We start from the raw sequence: 13,804 nt of genomic DNA, 5'->3' as shown, positions 1-13,804 counted from the left end.
CGAGTCGGACATGCGGACGAGCCTCGGCCTCAGGATGCGGATCACGGTGGCGCTGGCCGCGACGGCGGCAGCGACTGCGCTGATTGCCGTGCTCGGCGCGATGTGGATCATCGCAGGGATCATCGACCGCGCCGATCAGCGGGAACTGCGCAGCCATTATGATGCGCTGCTGTCACGAATCGCCGAGGAGTCCCACCGCGCCGCGGCGATGAGCACGGTCGTGGCCGCAATGCCGGCGACACAGGAGGCAATGGCCAAACAGGACCGCGACGCTCTGATCGCCCTGTTCGGTCCGGTCTTTACCGCGACCAAATCCAGCTACGGCGTCGAGCAGTTCCAGTTCCATACGCCGCCGGCAACCTCCTTCCTGCGCGTGCACCAGCCGGCCAAGTTCGGCGACGACCTCTCGAGCTTCCGCAAGACCGTCGTCGACGCCAATCAGGAGCACAAGGTCGTGGTCGGCCTGGAAGGCGGCGTCGCCGGGCTCGGTATCCGCGGCGTGGTGCCGATCGCGCAAGGCGCCAGGCATCTCGGCTCCGTGGAGTTCGGCCTGACATTCGGTCAGTCCTTCCTCGACGATTTCAAGCTCAACCGCCATGTCGACATTGCCTTCCACCTCGCCGACGGCGTGGGCTTCAAGCTGTTCGGCGGCACACTGAAGGGCAAAAGCTTCTTCGAAGCGGCCGATTACAGCCGCGCCGCCGGTGGCGACTTCACCATGCGCCAGGCAAAGCTCGACGGCGCGCCGGTTGCCGCGCTGCTCGGACCGATCAAGGACTTCTCCGGAAAGCCGCTCGGCGCCGTCGAGCTGGTGATGGACAACACCGATTACGTGGCCTCCGCCGATCGCGCCTGGTGGCTGTCGATCGGGATCGCCGCCTTCGGATTGATCCTCGCGGCGATCGTCGGCTATCTCATCGCCCGCGGAATCTCGCGTCCGATCCTGGCCATCACCAACGTGATGCGTGAGCTCGCGGACGGCCGTCTCGACGTCGCCATTCCGGCGAGCCGCGCCGATGACGAGGTCGGCGCGATGGTGAAGGCGGTCGCGGTGTTCCGGGACAATGCGGTGAATTTCAGCAAGCTTCAGGCCGATCAGCTCGAGGCCAAGGCCCACTCGGAAGCGGAAAAGCGGCGCGCTTTCGCCGCGCTCGCCGACAATTTCGAGGCCTCCATCCGCGATGTCGTCACCACGGTGTCCTCGGCCGCGGTCGAGATGGAGCACACCGCACGCTCGATGTCCGATATCGTCGACCAGTCGCGCCATCAGACCCGTGCGGTGTCATCGGCTTCCGCGCTCGCCTCGGAGAACGTGCAGACGGTGGCCGCCGCGGCGGAAGAATTGTCCTCCTCGATGATCGAAATCAGCCGCCGCCTTGCGCATGCGACCGAGGTGGTTGGCAAGGCCGCGAGCGACGGACGCCAGTCCAACGAACGGGTGCAGAGTCTCGCCGACGCCGCGCAGAAAATCGGCGACGTGGTCTCCTTCATCAACGGCATTGCCGGACAGACCAATCTGCTGGCGCTGAATGCGACGATCGAGGCGGCCCGTGCGGGCGAGGCCGGGCGCGGCTTTGCGGTGGTCGCCTCCGAGGTCAAGGCGCTCGCGACCCAGACCGCGAAGGCGACGGAAGAAATCGGCGCACAGGTCACGGCGGTTCAAGGCGAGACGTCGGGCGCTGTTGAAGGCATCCAGTCGATCTGCGTGACGATCCGCGAAGTCGACGAAATTTCCGCCGCGATCGCCGCGGCGGTCGGCCAGCAGGGCACGGCTACGCAGGAGATCGCGCAGAACGTCCAGCAGGCCGCCGCGCGCACCGGCGAGGTCTCGCAGAACATCGCAGGCGTCACCGAAGGTATTGCAGCGACCGGCACGGCCGCAGAAGAGGTGCTGGTTTCGGCGATCGAGCTGTCGAAGCAGTCGCAGCGCCTGCGCGACGAGGTCGATCGCTTCCTGGCGCAGATTCGCGCGGCGTAGTCAGACTAGGATTTGGCCCCCAGCATCACATCGATCGCGCCTTTCACGATCGCCTCCAGCTCCTTGCGCGGCACGCGTGCCCGGGAGCGGATGGCGATGGTGTGGATGGTGGCCGAGGCGAGTTGCGCCAGCGCGGCCGGATCGGCGCTCGCGGGCAGCTCGCCCTTCTCCTTGGCGCGGCGGAAGCAATTGGCGAAAGCCTTGTCGAGGTCGGTGAGTCCCTCCAGCACCATGGCGCGAATCTCGGGATCGCCGACCGCTTCCGACGCCGCCGTCACCACCGTGAAGCAGCCGCGCGGGCCAGTCTCGCCCGAGAGATAGATGTTCAGCGCCGCAGCATAGATGCGCTCCAGCCGCTGGCGCACCGGCATTTCCTGGCGAAAGATCTCGACCATCGATCCGCGCGCGTCCTCACGGTAGCGCTGATAGCTCTTGATGTAGAGCTCGCGCTTGTCGCCGAAGGCGCCGTAAAGGCTCGGCCGGTTCATTCCGGTGGCTTCGCTGAGATCGTCGAGCGAGGTCGCGGCAAAGCCCTGCCTGCGGAACAGATCGAGCGCCTTGCCGAGCGCGATGTCGGGCTCATAGGCCCGCGGACGACCCCGGCGCCTGGGGCGCTCGGGTTCACTGGCAGCAGCTGGCGGCTTCGGTTTTTGTACCATATCGCATATTAATCCTTGACCCGCTCCATATTATGCAAGACAGTACAAAAATCAATCTGGCCAGGTTGAGCGACACTGATCAAGAGGATTGCCCAAGGAGGCCCACGATGGATCTTTATTTCTCGCCGCTCGCCTGCTCCATGGCGACGCGCGTGGCGCTGTATGAAGCCGGCGCCGACGCGAACTATCTCGAGGTCGATTCCCCGACCAAGACGGTGCTGAAGGACGGCTCCGACTTCCGCGCCGTCAACCCGATCGGCCTGGTGCCGACGCTGCGCACCGACGAGGGCGTGGTGCTGACCGAGAACGCGGCGATCCTGCAATATGTCGCCGACCGTTTCCCGAAATCCGGACTCGGCGCGGCTGAAGGGATCGACCGGACCCGTCTGCATCAATGGCTCTGCTTCATCGGCACCGAGCTGCACAAGGGCCTCTTCATTCCCGTTCTCGACCGCAAGGCGCCGCAGGAGGTCAAAGCCTACGCGCTGGAGAAGAACCTGTCGCGGCTCGACTATCTCGATAATTACCTCAGGGGACGCGAGTTCCTGCTCGACCATTTCAGCGTGGCCGATGCCTATCTCGTCACGGTCATCAACTGGACCATGGCGACACCACCGATCGAGCTTTCGAAGTGGCCTGATGTGAAGGCCTATTACGAGCGCCTGCGTCAGCGCACGTCGGTTGCGAAGGCGGTCGCCGAAGAGTTCGAGCTGTACAAGGCCGAGCAGGCGCGGAAGAAGGCGGCGTAAGCCACGCTCGACAAGACATCGTCCCGGTTGGCAAGGCCGGGACGATTTTTTTCGTCAGCGCGTATAGCCATAGACCGCGGCCGCGTTGCCGGCGGAGACAAGCCCGCTCTCGACATCATCCTTGACCGCCATGCGATCGCGCTCACCCGGTGCGCCGATGCCGGCGCCGCCCGGGGTCATCACCACCAGCCGGTCGTCAGGCGGAATGGTCTGAAAGCCCTTGCCGCGCATCTTCTGTCCGGACTTGAGGCCGACATAGCCGGCCTCGCCGTTCTGGCCGCCATCGCGCCCGCGCGGCGGATGATCGATGCGGTCGAACGCGGCAAGAATGTCGAAGGGCGCATCGATGCCGGTACCGACCTCGATGATCTGGCCGAGACCGCCGCGGGTGCGCCCCGCGCCGCCGGAATCCGGACGCAGCTCCTTGCGCCAGAAGATCAGCGGGGTCTGCGTCTCCGCGATCTCGACCGGCGTGCCGCGCACGCCGCTGGGATAGGCGGTCGCCGAAAGCCCGTCCTTCGCAAAGCGCGCGCCGGTGCCGCCATTGGACGTCACCGCCATCGAGAACCCGTAATTGCCGCCCACGCCGGAACGGGTCTGTCCGCGCACGTTGAGATTCCACAAACACGAGGTGCCTTCCGCCGGCACACGCTCGGGAATGATCTGCCGCAGACAGCCGAACACCACGTCGGGCAGCATCTGGCCGATGATGTGGCGCGAGGCGACCGGCGCCGGCTTCGGCGCATTGAGGATCGCGCCCGCAGGCGCCGACACCGTCAAGGGCGAGAGCGAGCCGGCATTGTTGGGAATCTGCGAGGCGACGACGCAGCCGAGGCCGAACACGGTATAGGCCGTGGTGTAGGACAGCGGCACGTTGATGCCGAATTTGGACGCAGCCGAGGTGCCGTCGAAATCGACGTGGATGCCTTCGTCGGAGATCGTGAGCGTCGCCGCGAGCGTCACCGGCGCGTCGTATCCGTCGACCACCATGCTGTTGCGCCAAGTTCCCTTCGGCAGTTTTGCGATCTCGGCGAGAACGGCCTCGCGCGAGCGGTCGCAGATGTAGTCGCCGAGTTCGTCGAGCGTATCGATGCCGAACTCGGTCATCATCTCGACCAGGCGCTCGCATCCGACGTCGTTGCAGCCGGCGAGCGAATAGGTGTCACCCTCGGTGTCGATAGGCAGCCGCGTGTTGGTGCGGATCATCGCCATCAGCGTCTCGTTGACGACGCCCTGGTCGATCAGTTTCAGCATGGGGATGTAGAGCCCCTCCATGAACACGTCGGTCGCATCAGGTCCGAAGCCGATACCGCCGATGTCCATGAGATGGCTGGTGCAGGAGAACAGCGCGACCACCTTGCCATCCTTGAAGCAGGGCGTGGTGACGACGAAGTCGTTGAGATGGCCGGTGCCCATCCAGGGATCGTTGGTGATGTAGGCGTCGCCTTCCTTCATCGTCTGGAGCGGGAAGTGGTTGATGAAGTGCTTGACCGATTCCGCCATCGAGTTGACGTGACCGGGCGTACCAGTGACGGCCTGCGCCAGCATCCGCCCCTTGAGGTCGAACACGCCGGCCGAAAGGTCGCCGCATTCGCGCACGATCGGGCTGAAGGCGGTGCGGAGCAGCACCTGCGCCTGCTCCTCGACCACCGCGATCAGCCGGTGCCACATGATCTGAAGGTCGATCAGGCTTGCGCCATTTGCCTTGCTCATGATCAGGCTGCCTTCCGTTCCATGACGATGCTGCCGGCACCGTCGATATGGGCATCAAAACTGGTGGAGACGAAGGTGGAGGTCTCGTCCTCTGCGATCACCGCAGGACCTGCGATGGTCGCACCGGGCGCCATGTCCTCGCGGCGATAGAGCGGGATCTCGATGACCTCGCCTGCCCTGCCGTCGAAGAATTTGCGACTGCCCGAGGCTTTTGCCGCAGGCTTGCGTGTCACGGCGGCGACAACAGAGGGATGACGCGCCTCCGTCGTCGCGAGCACCGACCAGCTCAGCACCTCGATCGCGGCACCCGGGATCGGGCGTTCGAACATCGCCGCGTAATCCGCCTCGAACCTCTCGCGGAGGCCCGGAAGATCAGCCGATATCAGCGGCCGGTTCGGCAGCTCGACGGTGATCTCGTGGCCCTGGCCGACATAGCGCATGAAGGCGGCGCGGCGTTCGCGCACCGGCGCGCCGGCGGCACCCGGCTCGACCAGCGCGCGCGCTTCGGCCACCATCTCCTGCAAGAGGTCCGAGACCGCGCCCGTGTCGAAATCAGCGAGCCGGACATGACGGCTGCGCACGAGTTCATAGGCGATGGGCGCCGCGAGGAAGCCCACCGCCGACCCGACTCCAGCGTTCGACGGCACGATCACCCGGGAAACGCCGATCTTCTCGGCGACGCGGGCCGCATGCAAAGGTGCGGCCCCGCCAAAGGCGATCAGCGTGTGCTGGCCGACGATCTTGCCGCGTTCGACCGCGTGCACACGCGCGGCGCTTGCCATGTTCTCGCAGACGACTTCGTGGACGGCATAGGCCGCAGTCTCCGCCGACAGGCCCAGCGGCTCACCGACGTTACTCAGCAGCGTTTTCTTCGATAACTCCGGGTCGAGCTTGATCGTACCGCCGGCGAAGGCATCGGGATCGATCATGCCGAGCGCGACGTCGGCATCGGTCACGGCAGGTCGCTGGCCACCCCGGCCGTAGCAGGCCGGGCCCGGTTCGGAGGAAGCGCTCTCGGGGCCGACGGTCACACGCTTCATCGCATCGACGTGGGCGATCGAGCCGCCGCCGGCGCCGATCTCGACCATCTCGATCACGGGAATGCGCACCGGCAGGCCGGAGCCTTTCAGGAAGCGCGCGGCGCGATCGACCTCGAACACGCGCGAGGTCTCGGGCTGGAATTGCTCGATCAGGCAGATCTTCGCGGTGGTGCCGCCCATGTCGAAGGACAGCACCTTGCTCTCCCCGAGTCGCGCTGCGATCTGCGCCGCAAAGATCGCGCCGCCAGCGGGACCGGACTCGACCAGGCGCACCGGAAAGCGCCGCGCCGTCTCGATCGAGGTGACGCCGCCGCCGGAGGTGACGAGATAGATGGCGCCGCGGAACTGCTCGATCTGCAACGCGTCCGCCATGCGGGCGAGATAGCCGTCGATCAGCGGCTGCACATAGGCATTGGCGACCGCCGTCGAGGTGCGCTCATATTCGCGTATCTCAGGGCACACGGCAGAGGACAAGGTGATGGAGATGCCGGGCATCTCGTCACCGAGGATCGCAGCGGCGCGCCGCTCGTGCTCGGGATTGGCATAGGAATGCAGGAAGGCGATTGCGACGCTCTCGATCTTCAGCTCACGCAATTTCGGCGCAAGCGCGCGCACCGCGACTTCGTCCAGCGGGAGGCGAACCGCGCCGTGAGCGTCGATGCGTTCGGGCACGGTGAAGCGCTGCGATCGCGGCGCCAGCGGCTTCGGCTTGTCGATCGAGAGATCATACTGGTCGTAGCGGCTCTCGGTGCCGATATCGAGCACATCACGAAAACCCTCGGTCGCAATCAGCGCGGTCTTGGCGCCGCGCCGTTCGATGATGGCGTTGGTCGCAAGCGTCGTGCCGTGAATGAATACATCGATATCGCTGACATGTGCGTGCGCGTCGGTGAGAATGAGGCGCATGCCATCCAGCACCGCCTGCTCGGGCCGCTGCGGCGTGGTCAGCACCTTGCGCGTCTTGCGCACCTCACCCACATCAAGCACGATGTCGGTGAACGTGCCGCCAATATCCACGGCAAGCCGCACCTCGGCTCCTTCAAGCATTCCTGAACACTCCGTGCTGATCGTCAAACCGCGGTCGAAACCACCGCAATTTCCATACCAGCGACCACGCAAATGGTGAAGCCTCAGGCGCCCTTTGCGTGGCACCTATGCGACGGTAGAGTCCACACCGCACGGCACCTTCAGAGCAGGAAAGCCAGTGCTGCCTCGCAACGCTCCTCGACCTTCAGCGTCAGGAGATCGTCGGCGCGGGTGCGGCCGAGATTGACCGCGGCAATGGGGATTTGCCTGACGGCCGCAGCCTGCACGAAGCGGAAGCCGGAATAGACCATCAGCGACGAGCCGACGATCAGCATGGCGTCGGCCTGCGCCAGATGGTCCTGCGCGGTGGCAACGACGTCGCGCGGGACATTCTCGCCGAAGAACACGACATCGGGTTTGAGGATGCCGCCACAGGCTTTGCAAGCCGGCACCTCGAACGAGGAAAAATCCGTGCGCTCCAGGTCGGCATCGCCATCCGGTGCGTCGGCGGCGTCGAGCTGCAACCATTCCGCATTGAGACGCCGAAGCCCATCCTGGAATTCATCGCGCGAGGTCTTGCGGCCGCAACCCATGCAACGGACGAGGTCGAGCCGTCCGTGCAGATCGATCACTTGCCGGTGACCGGCGGATTGATGCAGGCGGTCGACGTTCTGGGTCAGCAGCATCGCGCAGCGACCGCCCGCCTCGAGCCGGGCGAGCGCATGATGCGCATCGTTCGGCCTGGCCTGTCCGAACCGCCGCCAGCCGATCAGGCTGCGCGCCCAATAGCGCTGGCGCGTCCGCTCTTCGGACATGAAGGCCTGGAAATTGACCGGTTGGGTGCGCTTCCAGTTGCCGTTGCCGTCGCGGTAGTCGGGAATGCCCGAATTGGTGCTGCAGCCGGCGCCGGTCAGAACGAACAGCTTTTCGTGCCGGCCGACGAAATCCTGCAGCCGAGGGTCTGCCAGCGGAGCGTTTGTCATGGCGCAGATGTAATCTCCGCTGCGGCATTTTGCCAGATCAACCCTCTAGCTCGCCCAATTCTCGCGAAATTCCGGAAAGAGCGTCAGCCCTCCGCAGGCATAGATGGTCTGTCCGGTGATGTAGGCGGCATCGTCGGAGGCGAGGAAGGCGAACACGGCGGCGATCTCTTCCGGCGTGCCAACACGACCGAGCGGAATGTGGCTGGTGACGACGCCACGCGCTTTCGGATCACCGGTCCAGGCCGCGTTGATCGGCGTGTCGATCGCGCCGGGGCCGACGGCATTGACGCGGATGCCACGTCCGGCAAATTCCAGCGCCAGGGTGCGGGTCAGATTGGCCATGCCGCCCTTGCTGATCGAGTACGCGAGATAACCGGGCTTGGGGATGATCTGGTGGACACTGGAGCAGTTGATGATGGAGCCAGGCCCGCCACGCGCAACGAAATGCGCCAGCGCCTTTTGCGCACAGAGCACGGCGCCGTTGAGATTGACGTCGATGATGCGGCGATAGGCATCGATATCGAGGGCCTCGCTCGGCGATTCCAGCTGGAATCCGGCGTTGTTGACGAGACAGTCCAGGCGCTTCCAGCGCGCGAGCACCGTCTCGAACATCGCAGCGACCTCCTGCTCGCTGCTGACGTCGGCCTTGACAATGAGATGATCGAGCTTGCCGTGCCCCCGGTCGCTCGATCCCGTTCGCACCAACGCGAGCGACTCTTCGGCCCTTTGGGGATGATCGACATAGTTGATGGCGACGGTCGCGCCCTCCTGGGCGAGCCTGACGGCGACGGCGCGGCCTATGCCCTGGGAGGCGCCGGTCACCAGCGCGTATCGGCCGACGAGGCGCGAGGGAAATGGGGTCGAACGATCGGTTTGCGGCATGGCTTCTCTCCGGGATGCCTCATCATCGATGGAACGGGGATTTTGTTCCATCTCCTGGTGCATCGCTGGGATTCATTCCGCGCGTCGCGCCAGTGGCGAGGTCAGGATCTGATACACGATAATGGCACCGAAAGTCGCGGTGCCGATCCCGCCCATGGTAAATGCACCGAATTTGATCGTGAGATCACCAGCGCCGGCCGTCAGCGCCACGGCAACGGTGATCAGATTGGCAGGATTGGCGAAGTCGACCTTGTTCTCGACCCAGATCCGGCCCGCCATCGCGGCGATCAAGCCGAACAGCACGATCGAGAGGCCGCCGATGACGGGGCCGGGGATCGACAGGATGAGCGCACCGAATTTCGGTGAGAAGCCGAGCAGGATCGAGACCGTGGCCGCGAACGCAAACAGCAGCGTCGAATAGACCTTCGTCGCCGCCATGACGCCGATGTTCTCGGCATAGGTGGTGACGCCGGTCCCACCGCCGCAGGCGGCCACGATCGTGGCGAGGCTGTCGGCGAACAGAGCGCGGCCGAGATAGGCATCGAGGCTCCGCCCCGTCATGGCGCCGACGGCCTTGATGTGACCGAGGTTCTCGGCGACGAGAATGACCGCAACCGGCGCGATCAGGAAGATCGCATCGGCGTGGAAGGTCGGCGTGGTGAAGTTCGGCAGGCCGAACCACGGCGCGGCCGAGAGCTGCGTGAAGTCGATCGGCTTGCCGAAGCCGAGGCCGTTGGCGAACAGCAGGTACAACAGATGCCCGCCGATCGCGCCGAGGATGATGGGCAGGCGGCGCCACAGGCCGGGGGCGGCGACGGCGACCACGCCGATGATGAGTACGGTCGCAAGTCCGATCCAGGTGTCGAAGGCGTTCGCGCTCACCGCCTTGACCGCCACGGGCGCGAGGTTGAGGCCGATCGCCGCGACCACGGCACCTGTCACAGCCGGCGGCATCAGCCGCTCGACCCAGCCGACACCCGACCACATCACGATCAGCGCGATCACGCCGTACAGCACGCCGGCGCCGACGATGCCGCCGAGCGCAACCGACAGGTTGGGGTTCGGCCCATGCCCGGCATAGCCGGTGGCGGCGAGGACGACGGCGATAAACGCGAAACTCGAGCCCAGATAGCTCGGCACGCGTCCCGCCACGATGACGAAAAAGATCAGCGTGCCGACGCCCGAGAACAGCACCGCGACGTTGGGATCGAACCCCATCAGCAACGGCGCGATGATCGTCGAGCCCGACATTGCAACGCAATGCTGAAGGCCGGAGACGATCGTCTGGCCCCACGGCAACCGTTCCTCCGGCATGACCACGCCGGAGGTCTTCAGCTTCCAACGCGGAAAATAGCCCTGCGCCTGCCCGTCCGAGCCCGTTGCCTTCGACATCTTCCCCCTTTGCGGTGCAGCGATTGATCTTCGTGCGATCCGACAAAAATGTGATTGTTGCTTATACCGGCATCATCACATGATGTGAATCATGCGAGACCAACGCGTTCCCGGGCTCATGATATGGCACAAGTCGCGTTCCAGCCAGCCGTCCAGCGCCGGCACCAGCCCTGGTACAAGATCCTCTATGTCCAGGTGCTGATCGCGATCGCACTCGGGGTGCTGATCGGCTATTTCTATCCCGATCTCGGCAAGGCCCTGAAGCCGCTCGGCGACGGCTTCATCGCCCTGATCAAGATGATGATCGCGCCTGTGATCTTCTGCACCGTGGTGCACGGCATCTCCTCCATGGGCGATCTCAAGCGTGTCGGCCGGGTCGGGCTGAAGTCGCTGGTCTATTTCGAGACGGTGTCGACCGTGGCGCTCGCTGTCGGCCTTTTGGTCGGCGAGGTGCTCCAGCCCGGGCATGGCTTCAACATCGACCCCACCACGATCGACCCGAAGTCGGTGGCGACCTACGTCACCAAGGCGAAGGAAGACGGCATCGTGGCCCACCTCATGGGCATCATCCCCGACAGCTATTTTGGTGCCATCGCGCGCGGCGACCTGCTCCAGGTGCTGCTGGTCTCGATCTTGTCGGGATTCGCCATCGCATTTCTCGGCAAGGCCGGAGAGCCGATCGCGGAGGCGGTCGACAAGGCCGCAAAGATGTTCTTCGGCATCATCCGCATCATCGTGCGCGTGGCGCCGATCGGCGCCTTCGGTGCGATGGCGTTCACCGTCGGCGCCTATGGCCTCGGCTCGCTGCTCAACCTCGCCGCCCTGATCGGCACCTTCTATCTCACCAGCATCCTGTTCGTGCTGATCGTGCTGGGCGCGATCGCCAGGGTTGCGGGCTTCTCGATCCTGCGCTTCATCGCCTACATCAAGGACGAGCTCCTCATCGTGCTCGGCACCTCGTCCTCGGAGACGGTGCTGCCGCAGATGATCCAGAAGATGGAGCATCTCGGCGCCTCGCGCTCGGTGGTCGGCCTCGTGATCCCGACCGGCTACAGCTTCAACCTCGACGGCACCAACATCTACATGACGCTGGCGACGCTGTTCCTGGCGCAGGCGACCAACACCCATCTGACGCTCTGGCAGGAGCTCGGCATTCTCGGGATCGCCATGATCACCTCGAAGGGCGCCTCCGGCGTGACCGGCGCCGGCTTCATCACGCTTGCCGCAACGCTCTCCATCGTGCCCGACATCCCGATCCAGTCGATCGCGATCCTGGTCGGCATCGACAAGTTCATGAGCGAGTGCCGCGCGCTCACCAATCTGATCGGCAACGGCGTCGCCTGCGTCGTCATCAGCATCTCCGAAGGCGAACTCGACCGCGAGGCGCTGCACCAGACCATGGCGCATCCGCTGGAGATGGGCGAGGCGCTGGAGCCTGGCGGAAGCGCGTAGAGACGATACGCGAAGATCGAGAGCGGGCGCAGCCCGCGGTTTCCTGCGGCGTTTCCCGGAGTAGAAGATTGGTACGACCGGCGTCACAACGACGGCGTTGGGATCACGGACTGATACTCATCCATTCCACCCGACGCGGCTGGGGCAGAGCGTCGGGTTTTTGAAGAATGTCATCAGGATCTGCCGGGCGGGATCAGATGATCCCGCCATTGGCGCGCAGCATCGCCGAAATCGAAACGACGCGTGACTTCGATCGCTTCCAGGAACGCCTCGTCATGGCTGACGACGAGTAACGCTCCATCGTAGGCGCTCAAGCCCGCTTCGACTGCAGCGATGGACTCCAGATCCAGATGGTTGGTCGGCTCGTCCAGGATCAGCAGCGACGGCGGCGTCGATCCGCCCAGCACGCAGGCGAGGCCCGCCCGAAACAGCTGCCCGCCACTCAGGCAGCCGACTTCCTGCATGGCGGCATCCGCGCGAAACATGAAGCGCGCCAAAGCGGCATGGCATTCGTTGACGCCCGCCTTCGGATTGAGCCGCGCGAAATTGTCGAGGATCGAGATCGCGGGATCGAGCAGGCTGACCTTCTGGTCGAACAGCGCGAAGTCCGGCCTGACCCGCACAGTGCCCGAGACAGGGTGTAGCTCACCCGCAATCAGCTTCAGCAGCGTCGTCTTGCCGGAGCCATTGGGCCCGGCAATCGCGACACGCTCCGGCCCGACGATCGCAAGCGATAGATCGCGCAGGATCGGCCGCTCCGGCTGATAGCCCGCACTGACGCGATCGAGCCAGACCACTTCCCTGCCCGCGGGGAGCTGCGTCGACGGCAGCTTGACGGACAGCGCCTGAAGAATCTCCACGCGCCGGCGCGCAGTTTCGACCGCATCGACGGCCTCCGCGCGCCGCCGCTCGGCAATCTGCGCGCACTTGCCGCCGCTGTCCTCGCTGCGATCCCTGCGCGCGCCGGCGAGGATCCGCGGCATGTCGCCTTTGGCACGCTTCGCCCTTCCGCCGCTGTCCTTGCGCGCTTTTCGTTCGGCTGCTTGCTGCGCCTTCCCATCGATCTCGGAGAGATGTCTTTCGGCATGGGCGAGGTCGTGCCTGACGGCTGCGAGCTCGAGCGCCTTCTGCGCGCGGTAGCTGCTCCAGTTGCCGCCATAGCGCGTGGCGCCGGGCGAGGTCAGCTCGACGATGGCGTCCATGGTCTCGAGCAGCGCGCGGTCATGGCTGACGACGATCGCGCCGCCACGCCAGGCGGCGAGGAGTTCGATCACGGCCTGGCGCCCGTTCCAGTCGAGATTGTTGGTCGGCTCATCCAGCAGCAGGAAGTCGGGCTCCGTAAAGAGCAGTGCGGCAACTCGCACGCGCGTGACCTGCCCGCCCGACAAACGATCCAATGCCGTGTCCGGCGCGAGATCGAAGCCAACGCGGGCAAGAGCGGACGCGAGCCGCATCTCGAGAGTCCAGTCGGCTTCAGCGACATCCTCCGCCGAAGCATCACCGCGCTCCGCCCGGCGCAGCAGGTCCAGCGCGTCGCGCACGCCGAAGAGGTCGGCGACCGTCACACCGGCGCGCAATTGGGCGTCCTGGCGCAGGAGCCCGACGGTTCCGTTGACGATGGCGCGACCCGACTGCGGGACGAGCTCGCCCGTGATCGCAGCGAGCAGGGTTGTCTTGCCGACACCATTGCGGCCGACGAGACCGGCGCGCTCCGCGCCGAAGGTCAGATCGATGTTGCAGAGAAGCGAACGGCCGTCAGGCGTGGATAGCGACAGGCGCGACAGGATGATGGAAGCAGGCATGGAATTCCCCGTGAGCAATGCGGATGGGCGTTGCGGTCGGGGTCAAATCCATGGCTGCTGATATCCTTGATGAGAGAGTTGCTAATTAGTCCTGCTGTCGCTGGAGATCAAGCTGCACGTGGCTCAGC

10 protein-coding genes are annotated in these 13,804 nt (G+C 65.1%); 3 read left to right on the top strand and 7 right to left on the bottom strand.

The window, feature by feature from the left end:
- The first annotated feature begins 10 nt into the window (after positions 1 to 10).
- The gene (locus BM222_RS05085; RefSeq protein ID WP_177243023.1) at positions 11 to 1,978 is read left to right on the top strand and encodes a methyl-accepting chemotaxis protein; all 1,968 of its coding nucleotides are present in this window, start codon (positions 11 to 13) and stop codon (positions 1,976 to 1,978) included.
- Between the two features lie 5 nt (positions 1,979 to 1,983).
- Here BM222_RS05085 and BM222_RS05080 read toward each other — a convergent pair whose 3' ends face one another.
- Positions 1,984 to 2,637, bottom strand: coding sequence for a TetR/AcrR family transcriptional regulator (locus BM222_RS05080; RefSeq protein WP_092227160.1), 654 nt, complete (start codon positions 2,635 to 2,637; stop codon positions 1,984 to 1,986).
- A gap of 107 nt (positions 2,638 to 2,744) precedes the next feature.
- Between BM222_RS05080 and BM222_RS05075 the strand changes: the two genes are divergently transcribed.
- Positions 2,745 to 3,386 carry a glutathione binding-like protein gene (locus BM222_RS05075; RefSeq protein WP_092227159.1) on the top strand — a complete coding sequence of 214 codons (642 nt, stop codon included), beginning with the start codon at positions 2,745 to 2,747 and terminating at the stop codon, positions 3,384 to 3,386.
- Positions 3,387 to 3,440: 54 nt separating this feature from the next.
- On the opposite strand, the gene BM222_RS05070 is transcribed toward BM222_RS05075, so the two are convergent.
- The 5 genes from BM222_RS05070 to BM222_RS05050 form a co-directional block, all read right to left on the bottom strand.
- Complete coding sequence (locus tag BM222_RS05070) at positions 3,441 to 5,099, bottom strand: hydantoinase B/oxoprolinase family protein (RefSeq protein ID WP_092227158.1); 1,659 nt, start codon at positions 5,097 to 5,099, stop codon at positions 3,441 to 3,443.
- Positions 5,100 to 5,101: 2 nt separating this feature from the next.
- Positions 5,102 to 7,186: a hydantoinase/oxoprolinase family protein gene (locus BM222_RS05065; RefSeq protein WP_092227157.1), complete on the bottom strand. Its 2,085-nt coding sequence runs from the start codon at positions 7,184 to 7,186 to the stop codon at positions 5,102 to 5,104.
- 140 nt (positions 7,187 to 7,326) lie between these two features.
- Positions 7,327 to 8,148, bottom strand: a complete 822-nt coding sequence (locus BM222_RS05060) for an NAD-dependent protein deacetylase (RefSeq protein ID WP_092227156.1) — start codon at positions 8,146 to 8,148, stop codon at positions 7,327 to 7,329.
- Between the two features lie 45 nt (positions 8,149 to 8,193).
- Positions 8,194 to 9,030 carry an SDR family oxidoreductase gene (locus tag BM222_RS05055; protein ID WP_092227155.1) on the bottom strand — a complete coding sequence of 279 codons (837 nt, stop codon included), beginning with the start codon at positions 9,028 to 9,030 and terminating at the stop codon, positions 8,194 to 8,196.
- Between the two features lie 72 nt (positions 9,031 to 9,102).
- Positions 9,103 to 10,422 (bottom strand): solute carrier family 23 protein, encoded by a 1,320-nt coding sequence (locus BM222_RS05050; RefSeq protein WP_092227154.1) that lies wholly within the window; start codon positions 10,420 to 10,422, stop codon positions 9,103 to 9,105.
- A 123-nt stretch (positions 10,423 to 10,545) separates the two neighbouring features.
- Between BM222_RS05050 and BM222_RS05045 the strand changes: the two genes are divergently transcribed.
- Positions 10,546 to 11,874, top strand: coding sequence for a dicarboxylate/amino acid:cation symporter (locus tag BM222_RS05045; RefSeq protein ID WP_092227153.1), 1,329 nt, complete (start codon positions 10,546 to 10,548; stop codon positions 11,872 to 11,874).
- A 173-nt stretch (positions 11,875 to 12,047) separates the two neighbouring features.
- On the opposite strand, the gene BM222_RS05040 is transcribed toward BM222_RS05045, so the two are convergent.
- Positions 12,048 to 13,676: an ABC-F family ATP-binding cassette domain-containing protein gene (locus tag BM222_RS05040; RefSeq protein WP_092227152.1), complete on the bottom strand. Its 1,629-nt coding sequence runs from the start codon at positions 13,674 to 13,676 to the stop codon at positions 12,048 to 12,050.
- Positions 13,677 to 13,804 lie beyond the last annotated feature (128 nt).

Source organism: Bradyrhizobium sp. Gha, from assembly GCF_900113735.1.
Taxonomy (GTDB): Bacteria; Pseudomonadota; Alphaproteobacteria; order Rhizobiales; family Xanthobacteraceae; genus Bradyrhizobium.
This window is presented reverse-complemented; position numbering and strand designations above follow the sequence as displayed.

What these genes read in the sequence shown, in the direction of transcription:
- BM222_RS05085 (WP_177243023.1), top strand. Translation starts at nt 11, where the DNA reads ATGCGGACGAGCCTCGGCCTCAGGATGCGGATCACGGTGGCGCTGGCC.
- BM222_RS05080 (WP_092227160.1), bottom strand. Translation starts at nt 2,637, where the DNA reads ATGGTACAAAAACCGAAGCCGCCAGCTGCTGCCAGTGAACCCGAGCGC.
- BM222_RS05075 (WP_092227159.1), top strand. Translation starts at nt 2,745, where the DNA reads ATGGATCTTTATTTCTCGCCGCTCGCCTGCTCCATGGCGACGCGCGTG.
- BM222_RS05070 (WP_092227158.1), bottom strand. Translation starts at nt 5,099, where the DNA reads ATGAGCAAGGCAAATGGCGCAAGCCTGATCGACCTTCAGATCATGTGG.
- BM222_RS05065 (WP_092227157.1), bottom strand. Translation starts at nt 7,186, where the DNA reads ATGCTTGAAGGAGCCGAGGTGCGGCTTGCCGTGGATATTGGCGGCACG.
- BM222_RS05060 (WP_092227156.1), bottom strand. Translation starts at nt 8,148, where the DNA reads ATGACAAACGCTCCGCTGGCAGACCCTCGGCTGCAGGATTTCGTCGGC.
- BM222_RS05055 (WP_092227155.1), bottom strand. Translation starts at nt 9,030, where the DNA reads ATGCCGCAAACCGATCGTTCGACCCCATTTCCCTCGCGCCTCGTCGGC.
- BM222_RS05050 (WP_092227154.1), bottom strand. Translation starts at nt 10,422, where the DNA reads ATGTCGAAGGCAACGGGCTCGGACGGGCAGGCGCAGGGCTATTTTCCG.
- BM222_RS05045 (WP_092227153.1), top strand. Translation starts at nt 10,546, where the DNA reads ATGGCACAAGTCGCGTTCCAGCCAGCCGTCCAGCGCCGGCACCAGCCC.
- BM222_RS05040 (WP_092227152.1), bottom strand. Translation starts at nt 13,676, where the DNA reads ATGCCTGCTTCCATCATCCTGTCGCGCCTGTCGCTATCCACGCCTGAC.